We start from the raw sequence: 15,826 nt of genomic DNA, 5'->3' as shown, positions 1-15,826 counted from the left end.
CCAGCGCCAACGGGCCAGGGCCTTGATGACATTCATCCATTGTTTGCGGGTGACCACCACGATCTGATCTCGTCTTGGGGTGTTGCGGGATAGAGGCCACACTAGCGCAGCCCCGAAATCGAAGCAACCAGCTCGCGCAGGTCGTCGAGCACCAGTGTCGGCGCCTCGTTGGCGATGGGTTCGCCATGGTTGTAGCCATAAGTCAGCGCGACACAGGGAACGGCCGCGGCTTTCGCCGCGCGCACATCGTTGCGTGAGTCGCCGACGAACAGTGACGCATCGGGCTCGACGCCGGCCTGGCTCATGACCCACAACAATGCCGCGGGGTCGGGCTTCTGCTGCGGCAAGGTATCGCCCCCGACCAGCCACTGGAAGTAACCCGCGAGCCCCTTCTCCTCCAGCAGCGGCTCGATGAACTGCGCCGGTTTGTTGGTGATGATCGAGAGTTTTACGTCGCGCTCGCGCAACCAGTCCAGGCATTCCCGAACGCCGGGATACACCGTGGTCAGTTCGTGGCCGCCAGAATAAGCCTGCATGAACAGCGCCAGCGCCTCGTCGGCTAATTCATCGGCAACGCCGTCATGCTGCAACTTACCGGCCAGAGCCCGACGTACCAGTACCTTCGAACCGTTGCCGACCCAGTCGCGTACTCGCGCAATGCCGGCAGGTTCACGGCCCAGCAGCATCAGCATCTTGTCCACCGCAGCGGCCAGGTCTGGAACCGAATCCATCAGGGTGCCGTCCAGGTCGAACATCACCAGCCGCGGCAGCTGGCCGTCGAAGAGCTGCTCCAGGCGAGTCATGAGCGGGCCAGCGCCAGTTCGGCGCGCATCTGGTCGATCACGGCCTTGTAGTCCGGCTGGTTGAAAATGGCCGAGCCAGCGACGAAGGTATCGGCCCCGGCTGCAGCGATCTCACGGATGTTCTTTGGATTCACTCCGCCGTCGATCTCCAGGCGAATTTCACGCCCGCTGGCATCGATCAACGCGCGCGCCTCGCGCAGCTTGTCCAGGGTGTTGGGGATGAACTTCTGGCCGCCAAAGCCGGGGTTGACGCTCATCAACAGGACCATGTCGACCTTGTCCATCACATACTTGAGCACATCAAGCGGGGTAGCCGGATTGAACACCAGACCGGCCTTGGCACCGCCATCCTTTATCAGCTGGAGCGATCGATCGATGTGATCCGAAGCTTCCGGGTGAAAGGTGATGTAGCTGGCGCCGGCTTCGAGGAAGTCGCCGATCATGCGGTCCACCGGACGGACCATCAGATGCACGTCAATAGGCGCGGTGACGCCATGCTTACGCAGGGCCGAGCAGACCATGGGGCCGATGGTCAGGTTGGGCACGTAGTGGTTGTCCATCACATCGAAATGGACGATGTCGGCGCCAGCGGCCAGTACGTTGTCCACTTCCTCGCCCAGGCGGGCGAAATTGGCGGAAAGAATCGAAGGGGCGATGGCGAACGGCTGCATGACGACCTCGGGTAGCTCGGCGGAATGCCGCGCATTGTACCCGAGGGGTCAGGGTTGCGGCGCGCCTGACATCCGCCACGAATGCCGGCGCGCCAGTCGGATCAGGTCAGCTCGTCGAAGCACTCGGCGATGATCTCCAATCCGCGGTCGAGCAGCTCGTCCTCGGCAGTCAGCGGCACCAGCACACGTAGCACGTTGTAGTAGGTGCCGCAGGACAGCAGGATCAGGCCCTTGTCCCGTGCCTTGGCAACAATCTGCGAGGTCAGCGCCGCTGCCGGACGCGCATGGTCGCCGTCCTCGAACAGCTCGATGGCGATCATCGCGCCGAGGCCGCGCACCTCGCCAATCTCCTTGTGCTTGGCCTGGATCGCCTTGAGGCCGGTGGTGAGCTTCTCGGCTACCGCCTTGCAGCGGTCGAGCAGCTTCTCCTCCTCGAAGATTTCCAGTACCGCCAACGCCGCCGCGCAGGACAGCGGGTTGCCGGCGTAGGTGCCGCCCAGCCCGCCGGGCGCGATGGCATCCATGATCTCGGCCTTGCCGCAGACGCCGGCAATGGGAAAGCCGCCGCCGACCGACTTAGCGAAGGTGGTCAGATCAGCGACCACGCCCATCTGCTCCATGGCGAAGAACGTCCCGGTTCGTCCGGCGCCGGTCTGCACTTCGTCGGCGATCAGCAGGATGCCGTGCTCGTCGCATAGCGCGCGCAGGCGGACCATGAACTCCTTGGGTGCGACGTTGAAGCCGCCCTCGCCCTGCACCGGTTCAATGATAATCGCGGCGATATCGCGCGGCTCGGCGTCGTTTTTGAAGATGCGTTCGATACTGGCGATCGACTCATCGACACTGACGCCATGGATCGCGCAGGGATACTGCGCGCGGAAGATGCCGCCCGGCATCAGGCCCATTCCAGCGGAGTACGGCGCAACCTTGCCGGTCAGCCCCAGGGTCATCATGGTGCGGCCGTGATAAGCGCCAGTGAAGGCGATCACTCCGGCGCGACCGGTGGCAGCGCGGGCTATTTTCACGGCGTTTTCCACCGCCTCGGAGCCGGTAGTGACCAGCAACGTCTTCTTGGCGAAATCGCCTGGCACCCGCGCGTTGATCTTCTCGCACAGTTCGACGTAGGGCTCGTAAGCCAGCACCTGAAAGCAGGTGTGGGTCAGCTTGTGCAGCTGCGCTTCCACCGCTTTGATGATTTTCGGGTGTAGGTGGCCAGTATTCAGCACAGCAATGCCGCCGGCGAAATCGATGAACTCGCGACCTTCGACGTCGACCACGCAGCTGTTCTTCGCGTGATCGGCAAAGATCGGATGGATCTGGCCGACACCGCGGGGAACGGCGGCGACACGGCGTTGCATCAGGGATTCGTTGGTCTTGCTCATAAGCTCCTCAGTAGCCGCTCATCGTCGGCTCGGGTCGGAATGAACGCCTGGAAGCGGGTCCGGCAGCATACGATGATCGACTGCCGGGCCTTCCCGGGCGTTCGGATTACAGTAAAACTCCGTGCATTATTTTGCACGCCTGTTTTGTGCCGTCTGGTCAAATGCCGCCCAAACACAGGTATTTGATTTCCACGTATTCATCCAGCCCGTATTTCGAGCCTTCGCGACCGAGGCCAGAGGCCTTCATGCCGCCGAACGGAGCCAACTCGGTGGAGATCACCCCGGTATTGATGCCGACCATGCCGTACTCCAGCGCCTCGGCCACGCGGAACACGCGGCTCAGGTCGCGCGCATAGAAGTAGGCCGCGAGACCGAACTCGGTGTCGTTGGCCTGCCGGATCACCTCCGCCTCATCGCTGAAGCGGAACAGTGGCGCCAGCGGGCCGAAGGTCTCCTCGCGCGCCACGGCCATCTCGGCGGTGACGTCGCCGAGCAGGGTCGGCTCGAAGAAGGTGCCACCCAGTGCGTGCGGCTTGCCGCCGGTCAGCAGTGTGGCGCCTTTGTCCAGCGCGTCCTGCAAATGGCGCTGGACCTTGGCCACTGCGGCGGCGTCGATCAGCGGGCCGGTGGTGACGCCCTCCTCCGTGCCGTTACCCACATTCAGCCGTGCAACTGCAGCGCAAAGCTTGTTGGCGAATGCATCGTAAATGCTGTCGTGCACATATATCCGGTTAGCGCAGACGCAGGTCTGCCCGGCGTTGCGGTATTTGGCGATCATCGCGCCCTCGACCGCCGCATCCAGATCGGCATCGTCGAACACGATGAAGGGTGCGTTGCCTCCCAGCTCCAGCGAGAGCTTCTTTAGCGTCGGCGCGCATTGCTGCATCAGCCTGATGCCCACTGCTGTCGAGCCGGTGAACGACAGCTTGCGCACGATAGGGCTTTCGCAGAGTTCAGCCCCCACTTCGCGAGACATGCCGGTGTTGGCGGTGACCACGCTGAACAATCCAGCCGGGATACCTGCGCGTTCGGCAAGCACGGCCAGCGCCAGCGCGGAAAACGGCGTTTGCGGCGCCGGTTTGAGCACCATGGCGCAGCCGGCCGCCAGCGCCGGGCCGACCTTGCGAGTAATCATCGCGCTGGGGAAGTTCCAGGGCGTAATCGCCGCGGTTACGCCGACCGGCTCCTTTTGCACGAAGATGCGCTTGTCGCCGGCGTGTGCGGGAATCACCTCGCCGTACAGGCGCTTGCCCTCCTCGGCGAACCATTCGAGAAAGGACGCGGCGTAGGCCACTTCCCCACGGGCCTCGGCCAGCGGTTTGCCCTGTTCGGCCGTCATGATGCGCGCCAGGTCTTCCTGGTTTTCCAGCATCAGCTCGTACCAACGACGCAGGCGCGCGGCTCGCTCCTTGGCAGTCAGCGCCCGCCAGGCCGGTTGTGCCGCCTGTGCGGCATTGATGGCGCGACGGGTTTCGGCGCGCCCCATGTTGGGCACCTCGCCGATGAGTTCGCCGGTGGCCGGGTTGAAGATAGCGGTCCGGCCGCCCTCGTCGGCATCGCACCAGACGCCGTCTAGGTAGGCCTGCTGGCGAAGCAGGCCGGGATGATCAAGTTGCAGGGTCATGGAAGCGTCCGGATCAGGCGGGTTGTTGGGTACGCATCTTCTCGGAGCGGCCGCGTAGCCACTCCAGGGTCAGCAGCAGCGCGATAGAGAAGCCAATCAGCAAGGTGGCCGCGGCGGCGATGGTCGGGCTGAGGTTTTCACGAATGCCGCTGAACATCTGCCTCGGCAAGGTGATCTGTTCGGGGCCAGCAAGGAATAAGGTCACCACCACTTCGTCGAAGGAAGTGGCGAAGGCGAACAGCGCACCACTGATCACTCCCGGCGCGATCAGCGGCAGCGTCACGCGAAAGAAGGCGGTCAGTGGCGAGGCGCCCAGGCTGGCCGCGGCGCGCACCAGATTCTGGTTGAACCCCTGCAGCGTGGCCGACACCGTGATGATCACGAACGGCACGCCCAGCACTGCATGCACCAGAATCAGCGACAAGTAGCTGTTGCCCATGCCCAGCGGGGCGAAGAACAGGTAGCTGGCCACACCGACGATCACAACCGGCACCACCATCGGCGATATCAGCAAGGTCATCACCAACGCCTTGCCGCGGAATTCGCCGCGGGTCAGGCCGATCGCCGCCAATGTGCCGAAAACCATCGCGAGCGCCGTGGCGGCCGGCGCGATGAGCATCGAGTTCTTCAACGAACGCATCCAGTCCGCCGAGCTGAACAAGGCCTCGTACCAGCGCATGGAGAATCCCTGCAGCGGATAGACCAGAAACGAGCCTGAGTTGAAAGACAGCGGCACGATGACCAGCACCGGCACGATCAGGAACAGCAGCACCAGCGCACAAAGGATGCGCAGCGTGTAGAACCAGACCCGCTCGATGGGCGACATGTAGGGGCTCAGCATGGAACGGTCTCCTGCCCAGATGAACGAATGGTTTGCTTTGATTGCCGGGTAAGCGCCGTCATGCTCAACCCAGCCTCAGCCGGCTGGCGCCGACCAGCCAGCTGTAGACGACATACAACAACATGGTCGCCAGCAAGAGCAGGCCGCCCAGCGCCGTCGCCATGCCCCAGTTGATGGTGGTGTTGGTGTAGAAGGCGACGAAGTAGCTGACCATCTGGTCGTTGGGGCTGCCGAGCAGCGCCGGCGTGATGTAGTAGCCAATGGAAATGATGAACACCAGCAGGCAACCGGCACCCACGCCCGCCAGCGTCTGCGGAAAATACACCCGCCAGAAGCTGGCGAAGGGATGACAGCCCAGCGAGATCGCCGCACGCATGTAACTCGGCGAGATGTTCTTCATCACGCTGTAGATCGGCAGGATCATGAACGGCAGCAGGATATGCACCATGGCGATGTACACGCCGGCGCGGTTGAATACCAATTGCAGCGGCTCGTCGATCAGGCCCATCTTCAACAGCGCACCGTTGATCAGGCCGCTGGACTGCAGCAGCACGATCCAGGCGGCGACGCGCACCAGGATCGAGGTCCAGAACGGCAGCAGCACCATGATCAGCAGCAGGTTGCTCTTGCGCGCGGGCAGATTGGCCAGCAGATACGCGAGCGGATAGGCAAGCACCAGGCAGATCGCCGTAATCACCAGGCCCATCCAGAAGGTGCGGGCGAAGATGTCCAGGTACACCGCCTGATCAGGCGAGACCGGCGCCAGCTCTCCCATGTCGTCGATGCGGTGATCGAGGGCAGCCAGCAGATAGTAGGGTGTGAGCGCACTGTCGTTACGACGGATGACCTGCCAGTAGGCAGGGTCGCCCCAGCGCTCATCGAAAGTCTCGAGCGCTTCCTTGTAGGACACTGGCAATTCCTTGAATGGGAGCGCGCGGGCCGTCTTGGTCATCAAGCTGCGGAAACCGGCCTGCTCCATATTCAAGCGTTTGGATAGATCGCCCAGCGACTGATTCTGCCTCGCCTCGAGCAGGTCTTCGCTGAGGGCCCGGTATACCGGTTCCTCTGGTAGACCGCGGCCATCCCAGGCCGCAATCGCCTCGACCGTGCGCGGCAGACTTCCCACCACCTCCGGGTTGTCGACGCTGCGCCATAGCAACGAGGCAATCGGCAGCACGAAGGTCAACAGCAAGAACACCAGCAACGGCAGGATCAGCGCCTTGGATTTCAACCGGTTCATGCGCTCGGCACGCGCCAGCCGACGCTTCAGGTTGGGCTCGGCGATATCGGGAACAGGCAAGGAGATGGCAGTCGCCATGGCGAACTCCGCAAAGTTTCAGTTTCCGGCGGCGCATGGCCCGCCTCAGAGCCGGCCATGCGAGGGGTGCCAGGCTTGCTTAGCGCGCAGCCCAGGCGTTGAAGCGCTGTTCCAGTTGCTCGCCATAGTCGGCCCAGAAGGTGACGTTCATAGCCACTTGGTTGGCGATGTTCTCGGGTGTCGTGGGCATGTTCTTCAGCAGCTTGGGATCGAGCAGTTCGACGGCTTTCTTGTTCGCCGGCCCGTAAGCGATGTTTTCTGAGAAGGCTTTCTGCTGCTGCGGTTGCAAGGTAAAGCTGACGAATTCGAGCGCCGCCTTCTGATCCTTCGCACCTTTCGGCATCGCCCAGGAATCGAAGTCATAGATGCCACCGTCCCAAACCACTTGCAGATTGCTCTCGTCTTGCACCGCGGCGATGCGACCGTTGTAGGCGCTGCTCATGACCACGTCACCGGAGGCCAGAAACTGCGGTGGCTGAGCGCCGGCTTCCCACCATTGAATGCTGGGCTTGATCTGGTCGAGCTTCTTGAAGGCCCGGTCCTGGCCTTCTTTGGTCGCCAGGACTGTGTACACGTCTTTCGGCGCAACCCCATCAGCCATCAAGGCGAATTCGAGGGTGTACTTGGCCCCCTTGCGCAGGCCGCGCTTGCCGGGAAATTTCTCGGTATCCCAGAAATCCGCCCAGCCGGTCGGCGCGCTGGCAAGCTTGTCGGCGTTGTAGGCCAGCACCGTGGACCAGACGAAGAAGCCGACACCGCAAGGCTGTATGGCACCCTCGATGAAGTCATCCGGATTACCCGCCACCGACGGATCGATTTCCTCGAACAGCCCTTCGTCGCAGCCGCGCGACAGCTCCGGTGATTCGACTTCCACGAGGTGCCAGGACACGCTGTTGGTATCGACCATGGCCTTCACCTTGGCCATCTCGCCGTTGTACTCGCCGGCGATGATCTTGTGGCCGGTCTTGGCCTCGAACGGCTCGTTGAAGGCTTTGATCTGGGCCTGCTTGTTGGCCCCGCCGAAGGTGACGGCCGTGAGGTTTTCCGCCGAGGCCTGGGCAGCGCATACCAGTCCGATGCTAAGGGCGGTCAGTTTCAGAGAGTTCAGCATTGTTATTCGCTCCATGATGCGGTTGAAGACAGCTTTCTTGCTTGCTCGTCCCTGCTTATGCCGCTTGCAGCGGATCCAGCGCACGGACGTGTTCCACTTGCCAGCCGATCGGCACGACATCACCAACTGCCAGGGCGGGATCGAACTCGGCGATTGGTTGCTTGACGAAGAAATCGCTGATGCCACAGACCTCGAGGCGGATGCGGATGTGATCGCCCAGGTAGACGAATTCGGCCACCCGCCCGGTGAAGCGATTCGGGCAGTTGGCGCTGGCGCCGTTGAGGCGGACCCGTTCCGGGCGGATCGACAGGTTGACCGGTGTACCCGGCGCACCGACCTTCACCGCAAGGGCCTCGACCCGTTCGCCGCGGCCCAATTCAACGGTGCAGTTGTCGCCGTCACGGCTGACCAGGCGTGCCGGCAGCCGGTTGTTCTCGCCGAGAAAGTTGGCGACGAAGGTGTTCGCTGGCCGCTCGTAGAGCGCCCGCGGCTCATCGATCTGCTGAATTTCGCCCTGATGGAATACCGCGACCCGATCTGACATGGTCAGCGCCTCGCCCTGATCGTGGGTGACGTAGACCACAGTGACCCCAAGGCTTTGATGCAGGTGCTTGATCTCCATCTGCATCTGCTCGCGCAACTGCTTATCCAGCGCCCCCAGGGGTTCATCCATCAACACCAGCTGCGGTTCGAACACCAGGGCCCTGGCCAGGGCCACGCGCTGCTGTTGACCACCGGACAACTGGGCCGGGTAGCGATTACGGAAGCCTTCGAGCTGCACCATCGACAGGGCGCGCTTGACTCGCTCCTTGATGTCGAGCTTGGCCATGCCCCGCACGCTTAGCGGGAACGCCAGGTTCTCGGAAACCGTCATGTGCGGAAACAGCGCATAGTTCTGGAACACCATGCCCATGTCGCGCTTGTGCGGCGGCAGCTTGTTGATCGAACGGCCGCCGAGCAGAATTTCACCGGCAGTCGGCGTCTCGAAGCCGGCCAGCATCATCAGGCTGGTGGTCTTGCCGGAGCCGGACGGGCCCAGCAGCGTGAGGAATTCACCCTTGCGGATGTCCAGGTTGAGGTCTTTGACGATCAGCGCTTCGCCGTCGTAACTCTTCTGGATGCCACGAAAGCTGACCAGTACTTCGTTCGCTTGGGAATCGAGCATGCCGCACCTGTGTTCCGTTGTTCCGTGACCACAGGTTAGGAGCCTGCGCAGTCCGCGAACATCAGCGCAGCGGAGTGATTGAACTCAGTCAAACGGAGAGACCGATGTAGGGATCGCCCTACAAGGGCTGCTGCGCCAGCGGCCTGACTGAGCAGCTGTCATAGCGCAAAGTCCACTGGGTTGAGGCGTGCACGGCGGCGGTCGGGCGAGCTCAGACCAACTTGTGCTCCATGGCATAGCGCACTAGATCGGCCACTGAGTGGGCGACCAGCTTCTGCATCAGGCGCGCCTTGTGCGTGCTGATGGTCTTGCTGCTGAGCGCAAGCTTGGCGGCGATGTCGTTGACCGAGTCGCCATGTACCAGGCGCTCGAAAACCGAGTACTCACGCTCGGACAGCAGCGCATGGGGTGGCCGGGAATCAGTGAGCCCGACCTCGAAGACCATTCGATCAGCCAGCTCCGGATCGATATAACGGCCGCCGGCAGCGACCTTGCGCACCGCGGTCAGCAACAGCGCCGGGTCGCTGTCCTTGGTGGCATAACCGGCAGCGCCGATTTTCAGCGCACGCGCCGCCATCTGTGCCTCGTCATGCATCGACAGGACCAAGATCGCCGGCGGCTGGCTCAATGCACGGATCCGTGGAATGGCTTCCAGTCCGTTGATGCCCGGCATGGAGATGTCCAGCAGCACCACATCGCAAGGCGTCAGCCGCAACTGGTCGAGCAGCTGCTGACCGTTACCCGCCTCACCGATCACCTGCATGTCCTTGGCCAATCCGATCAGCTGCTTGATGCCCTCGCGAACGATGGTGTGATCCTCGGCGACGATTACCCTAATCATGGCGCTAGCTCTCCAATGTACTGATCAGAACCGCAGGCGCGGCTGGGACATCCAGGGGCACCGAGACGTGAATCGAGGTCCCCTCGCCCGGCTGGCTTTCCAGCAGCAACGTGCCGCCGAGCATCTGCGCTCGCTCGTGCATACCAACCAGACCGAATGAGGGTCCCTGGCGGCTCTGCTGAACCACGAACCCCTGGCCGTCATCGCTGATGCTCAAGCACAGCATATCCCCTTGCTGCTGCAGGGTGAGGCTCACGGTTTGTGCATTGGCGTGACGCATGACATTGGTCAGGGCTTCCTGAAGGATGCGAAACAAGCCGATGGCCTTGGCATTACCGAGTTGCGGCGGGCATTCCGGCACTTCCACCAGGCAGGCGATGCCAGTGCGCTCCTCGAAGCGCCGCGCCTGCCAGTCGATGGCCGATGCGATGCCGGCGTCCAGAATCGGCGGGCGCAGGGCGGTCGCCACGTCGCGCACCTGCTGGAAAAGCTGCGCAATCAGCCGCTTCATGCCCTGCAAACGGGCCGCCAGGCCGGCATCGAGCTCGGCGAAGCTGATCTCGCACATGGAGATTTCCAACTTCAGTACCGTCAGCATCTGCCCCAGCTCGTCATGGACCTCGCGGGCGATGTGGGCTTTTTCCTCCTCGCGCACGGTCTCGACGTGCGCCGCCAGCTTGCGCAACTGCGCACGCGAGGCGTCCAGCTCCAGCTCAATCCGCTTGTTGTCAGTGATATCCCAGACGATACCGTCCCAGACCTGCCGACCCTCCAGCTGGCCCCGTACCGACGCACGGATATCGGCCCAGCGAATCTCGCCGGAACGAGTCAGGATCCGCCCCTGCCAGTACCAGTCGCTCATGCTGTCCAGGGCTTGCTGCTGGCTGCTCCAGTAACCCGGCTCGTCATCGGGATGGACCAGGCTGCGGATACCGCGTCCGGGCTGCAACAACAGCTCAGCCGAGTAGCCAACCAGGCGCTCGCTGGCCTCGCTGATGTAGGCGATGCTGACCGGCGCACCGGCGTCCTGCCGTTCGAGGCGGAACACCAGTCCGGGGACGTTGCCGGCCATGGCCTTAAGGCGCACCTCGCTTTCCTGCAGCGCGGCACTGGCGCGGCGGCGCTCGGTGATGTCAGCGAGGAACACGACCAGGTATTCCTTACTGCCGAATCGCAGGAAGCTCAGGGTGACTGCGGCGGGGAACCGGCTGCCGTCGGCACGCTGCCATTCACATTCGTGAACCCGATGGTCCTCCACACCGCTGCGGGCGTCACGCCAGAGCTGCAGCCAGTCGTCCATGCTCATTCCCGGTTCCAACGCTTGCAAGGGCTGGTCGAGAAGACTGTCCGAGGCATACCCGAGCAGTTCGACGGCAGCCTGGTTGGCATATCGAACATGGCTATCCCAGTTCAACCAGAGAATACCGACCGTACTGTGATCGAGGCAGAATTGAGTCAACCGCTGCGCCTCTTCGGCCGCGGCGCGCGCCTCGATGTCTCGCCGCGCCGATTTCAACCGGCTCTCCAGAAGCCCCTGCTGGCGGCGCTGCCAGACCAGCATGGTCACGGTAGCCACCAGCAGCAACGTCAACAGTAGGCTGAGGCTGCGCCAGTAACTGATGCGGCGGGATTGGTCGATGCTGCGCGATTTCAGCCAGTGCTCCTGCAACTGACTGAACTCACGGGCGGGAAAGTTGCGCAACGCCTGATCGATGACCGCGCTCATCACCGGGCTGTCGCGGCGGGAACCAATGCGCAGCAACAATGGATTGCCCAGATCACCTACGACATCCAGCGATGCGTATTCGGCCCGCTGCGAGAGCCGGCCGTAGAGCGGCTCATCAACCACTGCGAAGCGCACGCGTGCCTCGAGCAACTGACGAAGTGCCTCGAACTGGCTACCGACTTCCAGCACCGGCTGGCTCGGGTAGTTGCTGCGCATGTAGTCGGCCACCGCGCCGGGCCCCTCCAGGGCGATCACATCATTGCTGTCCAGACGCTCTAGATCGATCGCACGGGGGCCGTTTATGTCACCGATAATCAGCCTTGGCACTCTCAGAAACGGATCGCTATAGCGCCAGATGCGCAGCCCTTCGCGAGTCTGTCGCAGCCCTGGCGCAAGGTCGATCTCGTTGGCGCGCATGGCATCATCCAATGCCGCCTCGTCGACGAATCGATGCCATTGCAGGGTGACGCCGAGGCTGGCGGCCAGCCGCTCAATGAACTGCACGTGGAAGCCGGACAGGCGACGCTGGCGCTGGTCGTATTCGGCGTAAGGCGGCGCCATCACGACACCCACTCGCCACTGCTGGTGGGCCGCCAGCCACTCCTGTTGCGCATCGCTCAGCGGCACGCTCGAGGCCTGTACGGTCATGGCGTTCAGCGCAAGCAACAGGCAGCAACAACGCAGCAGAAATGACACCATAAGCCTCACGAGATCGGCATTCGTGCCGAAAACGCTTTTGTAGTGCATCTGCACCGCCTGCGCCAGCACCACGGCAGCGCCAGGCCGGCGTCTATCAGGAAAGTCCATGGTTCGAGCTCGCGTTTCAACTGGTTTGGCGGTCGCCTTGTTCGCCATCGTCACCAGTCCTTTTGTCAACGCCGTTGAGGAGCCTGCCGAACCGGAAGCCACTCCGGCTCCGGTGGCTATCGATCGCCCGCCGCTGCCCTCTCGCAGCGCGACCATGGCCGCTGACCTGTTGCGCCAACTGCCGCCCAGCGAGTTCATCAGCCTGAACGCGGACAAGGACGACTTCGTTGCGCTCTGGCGCCCCGCCAATGTCGCTGAACCCAAGGGTGTCATCGTCCTGTTGCCTGGCGAGGGCGAAAGCACCAACTGGCCGCGCGGCATTGGCCCGTTGCGTCGTGGCCTGCCGGACCACGGTTGGCACACCCTGAGCCTGAGCCTTCCGGACTCGCCGGGCTTGCTGTTACCGCCAGCCACTGAGCAAACGCCCGAGCAACCGACCGACGAACCCGAGCCTGAACAGCCCACCGAAGAGCCGCCGCCAAGCGAAGCCGGATATCTGCCTGAAGAAGCCGCAGCAGTGCCAGACGAACCGGCAGCCGACGACGGCGACGCGCAAGACCCGGCCGAAACGGCCGAAACGGCCGCGCCCAAGCCTGAGCAGGCCGAGCAGATCACTGCACGCATCGAGGCAGCCCTGGCCTTCGCCCGCAGCAAACAACCCGCAGCGATTGTGCTGCTAGGCCAGGGTACAGGCGGCTATTGGGCGGCCCGCTATCTTCAGCAACGGGCGCCAGCGGATGTCAGGCATCTGCTGGTGATCCAGCCGCGCCAACCGGAAGGACAGGACGAGCCGCTTGCGCAGCTGGTGCCGACCCTCAAGCTGGCCACCGGCGACTTCTATTACAAGGACGCAGGGAGCGAGCAACAGACAGCTCGCGAGCGACTGAACGCCAGCCGCCGAATCCAGCACCCGGCCTATCGCCAAGTCGGCTTACCCCAACAGACCGGCGATCGCCCCTCCGATCAGGAAGTGCTCGTTCGACGAGTCCGCGGCTGGCTCAAGCGAGAAATATAAGCGCCGACCGGCTCGCACTAACGAAAGCCCCGCCGCTCGCGAATCAAACCGTAGGCATGGTGCAGTTCGCGGGTCCGCTCGGTTGCCTCGCGCACCTCGATGGCGGTTGCGCCGGCACCGGCCTGCTTGTCCGGGTGGTGCTTGCTGAGCAGGCGCCGATAGGCCCTTTTGATTGCCTGCGGCTCGCTGTCGGCACGGACTCCCAGCAACCGCAATGCCTGCTCGTAGGCCCCACCGGGATTGCTCGGCGCGCCCTGGCGGCGCCCCCCTTGCTGGTCCAGCGCCGCCACGGCCACCGAATCCCAGCCCATCCACTTTCCCCAGAGCATGATCAACTCATGCTCACGCGCATCGATCTGCCCCTGGGCCCTGGCCATGCGCCAGCAGGCTTGCAGGAGCACCTTCGCTTCATCCTGCCGCCCTCGTAATCGCTGCAAGGGCTCTCGTAGCCCGTCTCCACTGGATTTGCCACGGTAAAAGGCATCAATTGCCATGCGTTGTTGAGGAGCGGTCAACTGTAGCCGGCGCATCTCACTGCGGGCGGCCTGGATGTGAGCCTCGCTGATACGCCCGCTGCTTTTCGCCAAGCGTCCGAGCAGGAAAAACAGCAAGTCGTTGCCCTGCATCATCGGTTTGACCCTTGATAGCAGTTGGCGCACACTCGCCCAGGAGTCGAGCCCGAAGCGACGATCCAGCACCTGCCCGATCAGTGCACCCAACAGGGCGCCCGGAATGCTCGCCAGCAGCCACCCTGCAAGTGCGCCTAGCAACGTGATTGGCCAGAACATTCAGCGCTGTGCCTCGAGCGTACGTTCGACTTCAGCCAGACGCTCATGCGTCCCAACGTCAATCCAGCGTCCGCGATAATGCTCACCGCTCAGCTTGCCGACAGCCATCGCCTGGCGCAGCAGAGGCGCAAGCTTGAACGCACCGGCACTGCACCCGGTAAACAATTGTGGGCTGAGTACGGCGATGCCGCTGTAGGTCAGCATCGCAGTGTCCCCGTCGCCAATGCAGCCGTCGATCAAGCTGAAATCACCTTTGAGGTTATGCGCTGGATTGTCCACCAGCACCAAATGCGCCAAGCCTTCGAGTGGCCGCTTCAGCGCACCAAAGTCATAGTCGGTCCAGATATCGCCATTGACCACGATAAAAGGCTCCGCCCCCAACAGCGGTAAAGCGCGATGAATCCCCCCGCCGGTCTCCAGTGGCTCGCCCTCGGCTGAGTACTGGATGCAGACGCCCAAACGCCGACCGTCACCGAGGTACGCCTCGATCTGTTCACCCAACCAGGCGTGATTGATCACCAGCTCGTCGATACCAGCCTCGGCCAGCGCCCGGATGTGGTATTCGATCAGCGGCACGCCGCCCGCGCGGACTAGCGGTTTGGGTGTGTGCAAGGTCAGGGGCCGGAGGCGCTCGCCCTTTCCCGCCGCCAAGATCATCGCCTTCATGATTCAACGGGCTCCTGCGGCAACCCTTGCAGCAGCCGCTTGAGATCGGCCAGTTCAGGGCGGCGCTCCAGCACGGTGTCGAGATAAGCGAAAAAGCGCGGCACGTCGGCCAGGTAGCGTGGCTTGCCGTCACGATGACAGATTCGCGCAAAGATACCGATGACCTTAAGGTGGCGCTGCAGGCCCATCAGATCGCTGGCGCGATGAAACTCGGCGAAGCTCTCCTGCACCGGTATCCCCCGTGCACGCGCGGAATCCCAGTAACCCTGCAGCCAGCCAAGCACTCGCCCTTCCGGCCAACTGAGAAAGGCATCCTTGAACAGCGAGGTGATGTCGTAGGTGACCGGGCCAATCACAGCGTCCTGAAAATCCAGTACGCCGGGGTTCGGCTCGCTGAGCATCAAGTTGCGTGGCATATAGTCGCGGTGCACCAGCACTGTTGGCTGGGCCAGCGCCGAGTCGATCAGCACACGGCAGGTTTGATCCCACAGCCGTTGCTCATCCGCAGTGAAGCTGTGGCCCAGATGCCTTTGCACATACCACTCAGGGAATAGCTGCAGCTCTCGGCGCAGCAGGGCTTCGTCATAGGAAGGCAGTACTGCTTGGTCGGCGTTGGCCTGGAACGCCAGCAGTGCCGAAATGGCGTCAGCAAAGAGCGCGTCAGCATTCTCGCCGTCGATTACGTCCAGGTAGGTCTGCCGACCCAGATCGCTGAGCAGCAAGAAGCCCCGCTCGAGGTCGGCCGCGAGGATTTCGGGCACATGCACGCCAGCCTCGGCCAGTATTGCCGCGATGCTCACGAACGGCTGGCAGTTCTCCTGAGGCGGTGGTGCGTCCATCAGGATAAAGCTGTGCTGCCCTGCCTCCCAACGGAAGTAACGACGAAAGCTGGCGTCACTACTGGCAGCAACCAGCGACACCTCGGGCACGTCGCCCCAGCCGCGACGAGCGAAAAGCGCCTGTAGATGGGGCTCCAGCCAGGCGTTGAGGTCCAGCAGACGTTGATCATGTTGCGGCATATCAGGGGCTCTCCACGGCGCTAGCCGATAAGCGGGTCATGCTTTATTA

14 protein-coding genes are annotated in these 15,826 nt (G+C 63.0%); 1 reads left to right on the top strand and 13 read right to left on the bottom strand.

Annotation, left to right across the window (positions count from 1 at the left end; genetic code table 11):
- Positions 1-101: 101 nt before the first annotated feature.
- The 10 genes from ACQKEK_RS15455 to ACQKEK_RS15410 form a co-directional block, all read right to left on the bottom strand.
- Complete coding sequence (locus ACQKEK_RS15455; RefSeq protein WP_499143671.1) at positions 102-803, bottom strand: phosphoglycolate phosphatase; 702 nt, start codon at positions 801-803, stop codon at positions 102-104.
- Complete coding sequence (gene rpe / locus ACQKEK_RS15450) at positions 800-1,474, bottom strand: ribulose-phosphate 3-epimerase (protein ID WP_127838354.1); 675 nt, start codon at positions 1,472-1,474, stop codon at positions 800-802. The genes ACQKEK_RS15455 and rpe overlap by 4 nt, the downstream gene beginning before the upstream one ends.
- A 101-nt stretch (positions 1,475-1,575) precedes the next feature.
- A complete protein-coding gene (gene gabT, locus ACQKEK_RS15445; protein WP_499143670.1) occupies positions 1,576-2,856 on the bottom strand; it encodes a 4-aminobutyrate--2-oxoglutarate transaminase in 1,281 nt (426 codons plus the stop codon).
- 157 nt (positions 2,857-3,013) lie between these two features.
- Entirely contained in the window at positions 3,014-4,480 is a 1,467-nt protein-coding gene (gene gabD / locus ACQKEK_RS15440) for an NADP-dependent succinate-semialdehyde dehydrogenase (RefSeq protein ID WP_499143669.1), read from the bottom strand.
- A gap of 13 nt (positions 4,481-4,493) precedes the next feature.
- The gene (locus ACQKEK_RS15435) at positions 4,494-5,321 is read right to left on the bottom strand and encodes an ABC transporter permease (protein WP_128120323.1); all 828 of its coding nucleotides are present in this window, start codon (positions 5,319-5,321) and stop codon (positions 4,494-4,496) included.
- A 64-nt stretch (positions 5,322-5,385) separates the two neighbouring features.
- A complete protein-coding gene (locus ACQKEK_RS15430; RefSeq protein ID WP_499143668.1) occupies positions 5,386-6,639 on the bottom strand; it encodes an ABC transporter permease in 1,254 nt (417 codons plus the stop codon).
- 79 nt (positions 6,640-6,718) lie between these two features.
- Positions 6,719-7,750 (bottom strand): ABC transporter substrate-binding protein, encoded by a 1,032-nt coding sequence (locus tag ACQKEK_RS15425; RefSeq protein ID WP_127838351.1) that lies wholly within the window; start codon positions 7,748-7,750, stop codon positions 6,719-6,721.
- A 55-nt stretch (positions 7,751-7,805) separates the two neighbouring features.
- Complete coding sequence (locus ACQKEK_RS15420; protein ID WP_216706987.1) at positions 7,806-8,915, bottom strand: ABC transporter ATP-binding protein; 1,110 nt, start codon at positions 8,913-8,915, stop codon at positions 7,806-7,808.
- 211 nt (positions 8,916-9,126) lie between these two features.
- The gene (locus tag ACQKEK_RS15415) at positions 9,127-9,756 is read right to left on the bottom strand and encodes a response regulator (RefSeq protein ID WP_046162870.1); all 630 of its coding nucleotides are present in this window, start codon (positions 9,754-9,756) and stop codon (positions 9,127-9,129) included.
- Between the two features lie 4 nt (positions 9,757-9,760).
- Positions 9,761-12,130, bottom strand: coding sequence for a PAS domain-containing sensor histidine kinase (locus ACQKEK_RS15410; protein ID WP_499143690.1), 2,370 nt, complete (start codon positions 12,128-12,130; stop codon positions 9,761-9,763).
- A gap of 157 nt (positions 12,131-12,287) precedes the next feature.
- Between ACQKEK_RS15410 and ACQKEK_RS15405 the strand changes: the two genes are divergently transcribed.
- On the top strand, positions 12,288-13,304 hold the full coding sequence (locus tag ACQKEK_RS15405; RefSeq protein WP_499143667.1) for an alpha/beta hydrolase family protein: 1,017 nt from the start codon (positions 12,288-12,290) through the stop codon (positions 13,302-13,304).
- A 17-nt stretch (positions 13,305-13,321) separates the two neighbouring features.
- Here the strand turns inward: ACQKEK_RS15405 and ACQKEK_RS15400 are convergent, their stop codons facing one another.
- From ACQKEK_RS15400 to ACQKEK_RS15390, 3 genes are read right to left on the bottom strand one after another with little or no spacing between them, the layout of a single operon-like run.
- On the bottom strand, positions 13,322-14,092 hold the full coding sequence (locus ACQKEK_RS15400) for a DnaJ domain-containing protein (protein ID WP_499143666.1): 771 nt from the start codon (positions 14,090-14,092) through the stop codon (positions 13,322-13,324).
- Positions 14,093-14,758: an N-acetylmuramate alpha-1-phosphate uridylyltransferase MurU gene (murU, locus tag ACQKEK_RS15395; RefSeq protein WP_499143665.1), complete on the bottom strand. Its 666-nt coding sequence runs from the start codon at positions 14,756-14,758 to the stop codon at positions 14,093-14,095.
- Positions 14,755-15,777, bottom strand: coding sequence for an aminoglycoside phosphotransferase family protein (locus tag ACQKEK_RS15390; protein WP_499143664.1), 1,023 nt, complete (start codon positions 15,775-15,777; stop codon positions 14,755-14,757). Before ACQKEK_RS15390 ends, murU begins: the two co-directional genes overlap by 4 nt.
- Positions 15,778-15,826: the final 49 nt, after the last annotated feature.

The sequence above is a fragment of the Pseudomonas sp. NPDC077408 genome, from assembly GCF_050269105.1.
GTDB lineage: Bacteria > Pseudomonadota > Gammaproteobacteria > Pseudomonadales > Pseudomonadaceae > Stutzerimonas.
Note: the sequence above shows the minus strand (reverse complement) of the source record. Positions and strands in the feature narration are given on the sequence as shown.

What these genes read in the sequence shown, in the direction of transcription:
- ACQKEK_RS15420 (WP_216706987.1), bottom strand. Translation starts at nt 8,915, where the DNA reads ATGCTCGATTCCCAAGCGAACGAAGTACTGGTCAGCTTTCGTGGCATC.
- rpe (WP_127838354.1), bottom strand. Translation starts at nt 1,474, where the DNA reads ATGCAGCCGTTCGCCATCGCCCCTTCGATTCTTTCCGCCAATTTCGCC.
- ACQKEK_RS15435 (WP_128120323.1), bottom strand. Translation starts at nt 5,321, where the DNA reads ATGCTGAGCCCCTACATGTCGCCCATCGAGCGGGTCTGGTTCTACACG.
- gabD (WP_499143669.1), bottom strand. Translation starts at nt 4,480, where the DNA reads ATGACCCTGCAACTTGATCATCCCGGCCTGCTTCGCCAGCAGGCCTAC.
- ACQKEK_RS15415 (WP_046162870.1), bottom strand. Translation starts at nt 9,756, where the DNA reads ATGATTAGGGTAATCGTCGCCGAGGATCACACCATCGTTCGCGAGGGC.
- gabT (WP_499143670.1), bottom strand. Translation starts at nt 2,856, where the DNA reads ATGAGCAAGACCAACGAATCCCTGATGCAACGCCGTGTCGCCGCCGTT.
- ACQKEK_RS15430 (WP_499143668.1), bottom strand. Translation starts at nt 6,639, where the DNA reads ATGGCGACTGCCATCTCCTTGCCTGTTCCCGATATCGCCGAGCCCAAC.
- ACQKEK_RS15410 (WP_499143690.1), bottom strand. Translation starts at nt 12,130, where the DNA reads ATGACCGTACAGGCCTCGAGCGTGCCGCTGAGCGATGCGCAACAGGAG.
- ACQKEK_RS15390 (WP_499143664.1), bottom strand. Translation starts at nt 15,777, where the DNA reads ATGCCGCAACATGATCAACGTCTGCTGGACCTCAACGCCTGGCTGGAG.
- ACQKEK_RS15400 (WP_499143666.1), bottom strand. Translation starts at nt 14,092, where the DNA reads ATGTTCTGGCCAATCACGTTGCTAGGCGCACTTGCAGGGTGGCTGCTG.
- ACQKEK_RS15405 (WP_499143667.1), top strand. Translation starts at nt 12,288, where the DNA reads ATGGTTCGAGCTCGCGTTTCAACTGGTTTGGCGGTCGCCTTGTTCGCC.
- ACQKEK_RS15455 (WP_499143671.1), bottom strand. Translation starts at nt 803, where the DNA reads ATGACTCGCCTGGAGCAGCTCTTCGACGGCCAGCTGCCGCGGCTGGTG.
- ACQKEK_RS15425 (WP_127838351.1), bottom strand. Translation starts at nt 7,750, where the DNA reads ATGCTGAACTCTCTGAAACTGACCGCCCTTAGCATCGGACTGGTATGC.
- murU (WP_499143665.1), bottom strand. Translation starts at nt 14,758, where the DNA reads ATGAAGGCGATGATCTTGGCGGCGGGAAAGGGCGAGCGCCTCCGGCCC.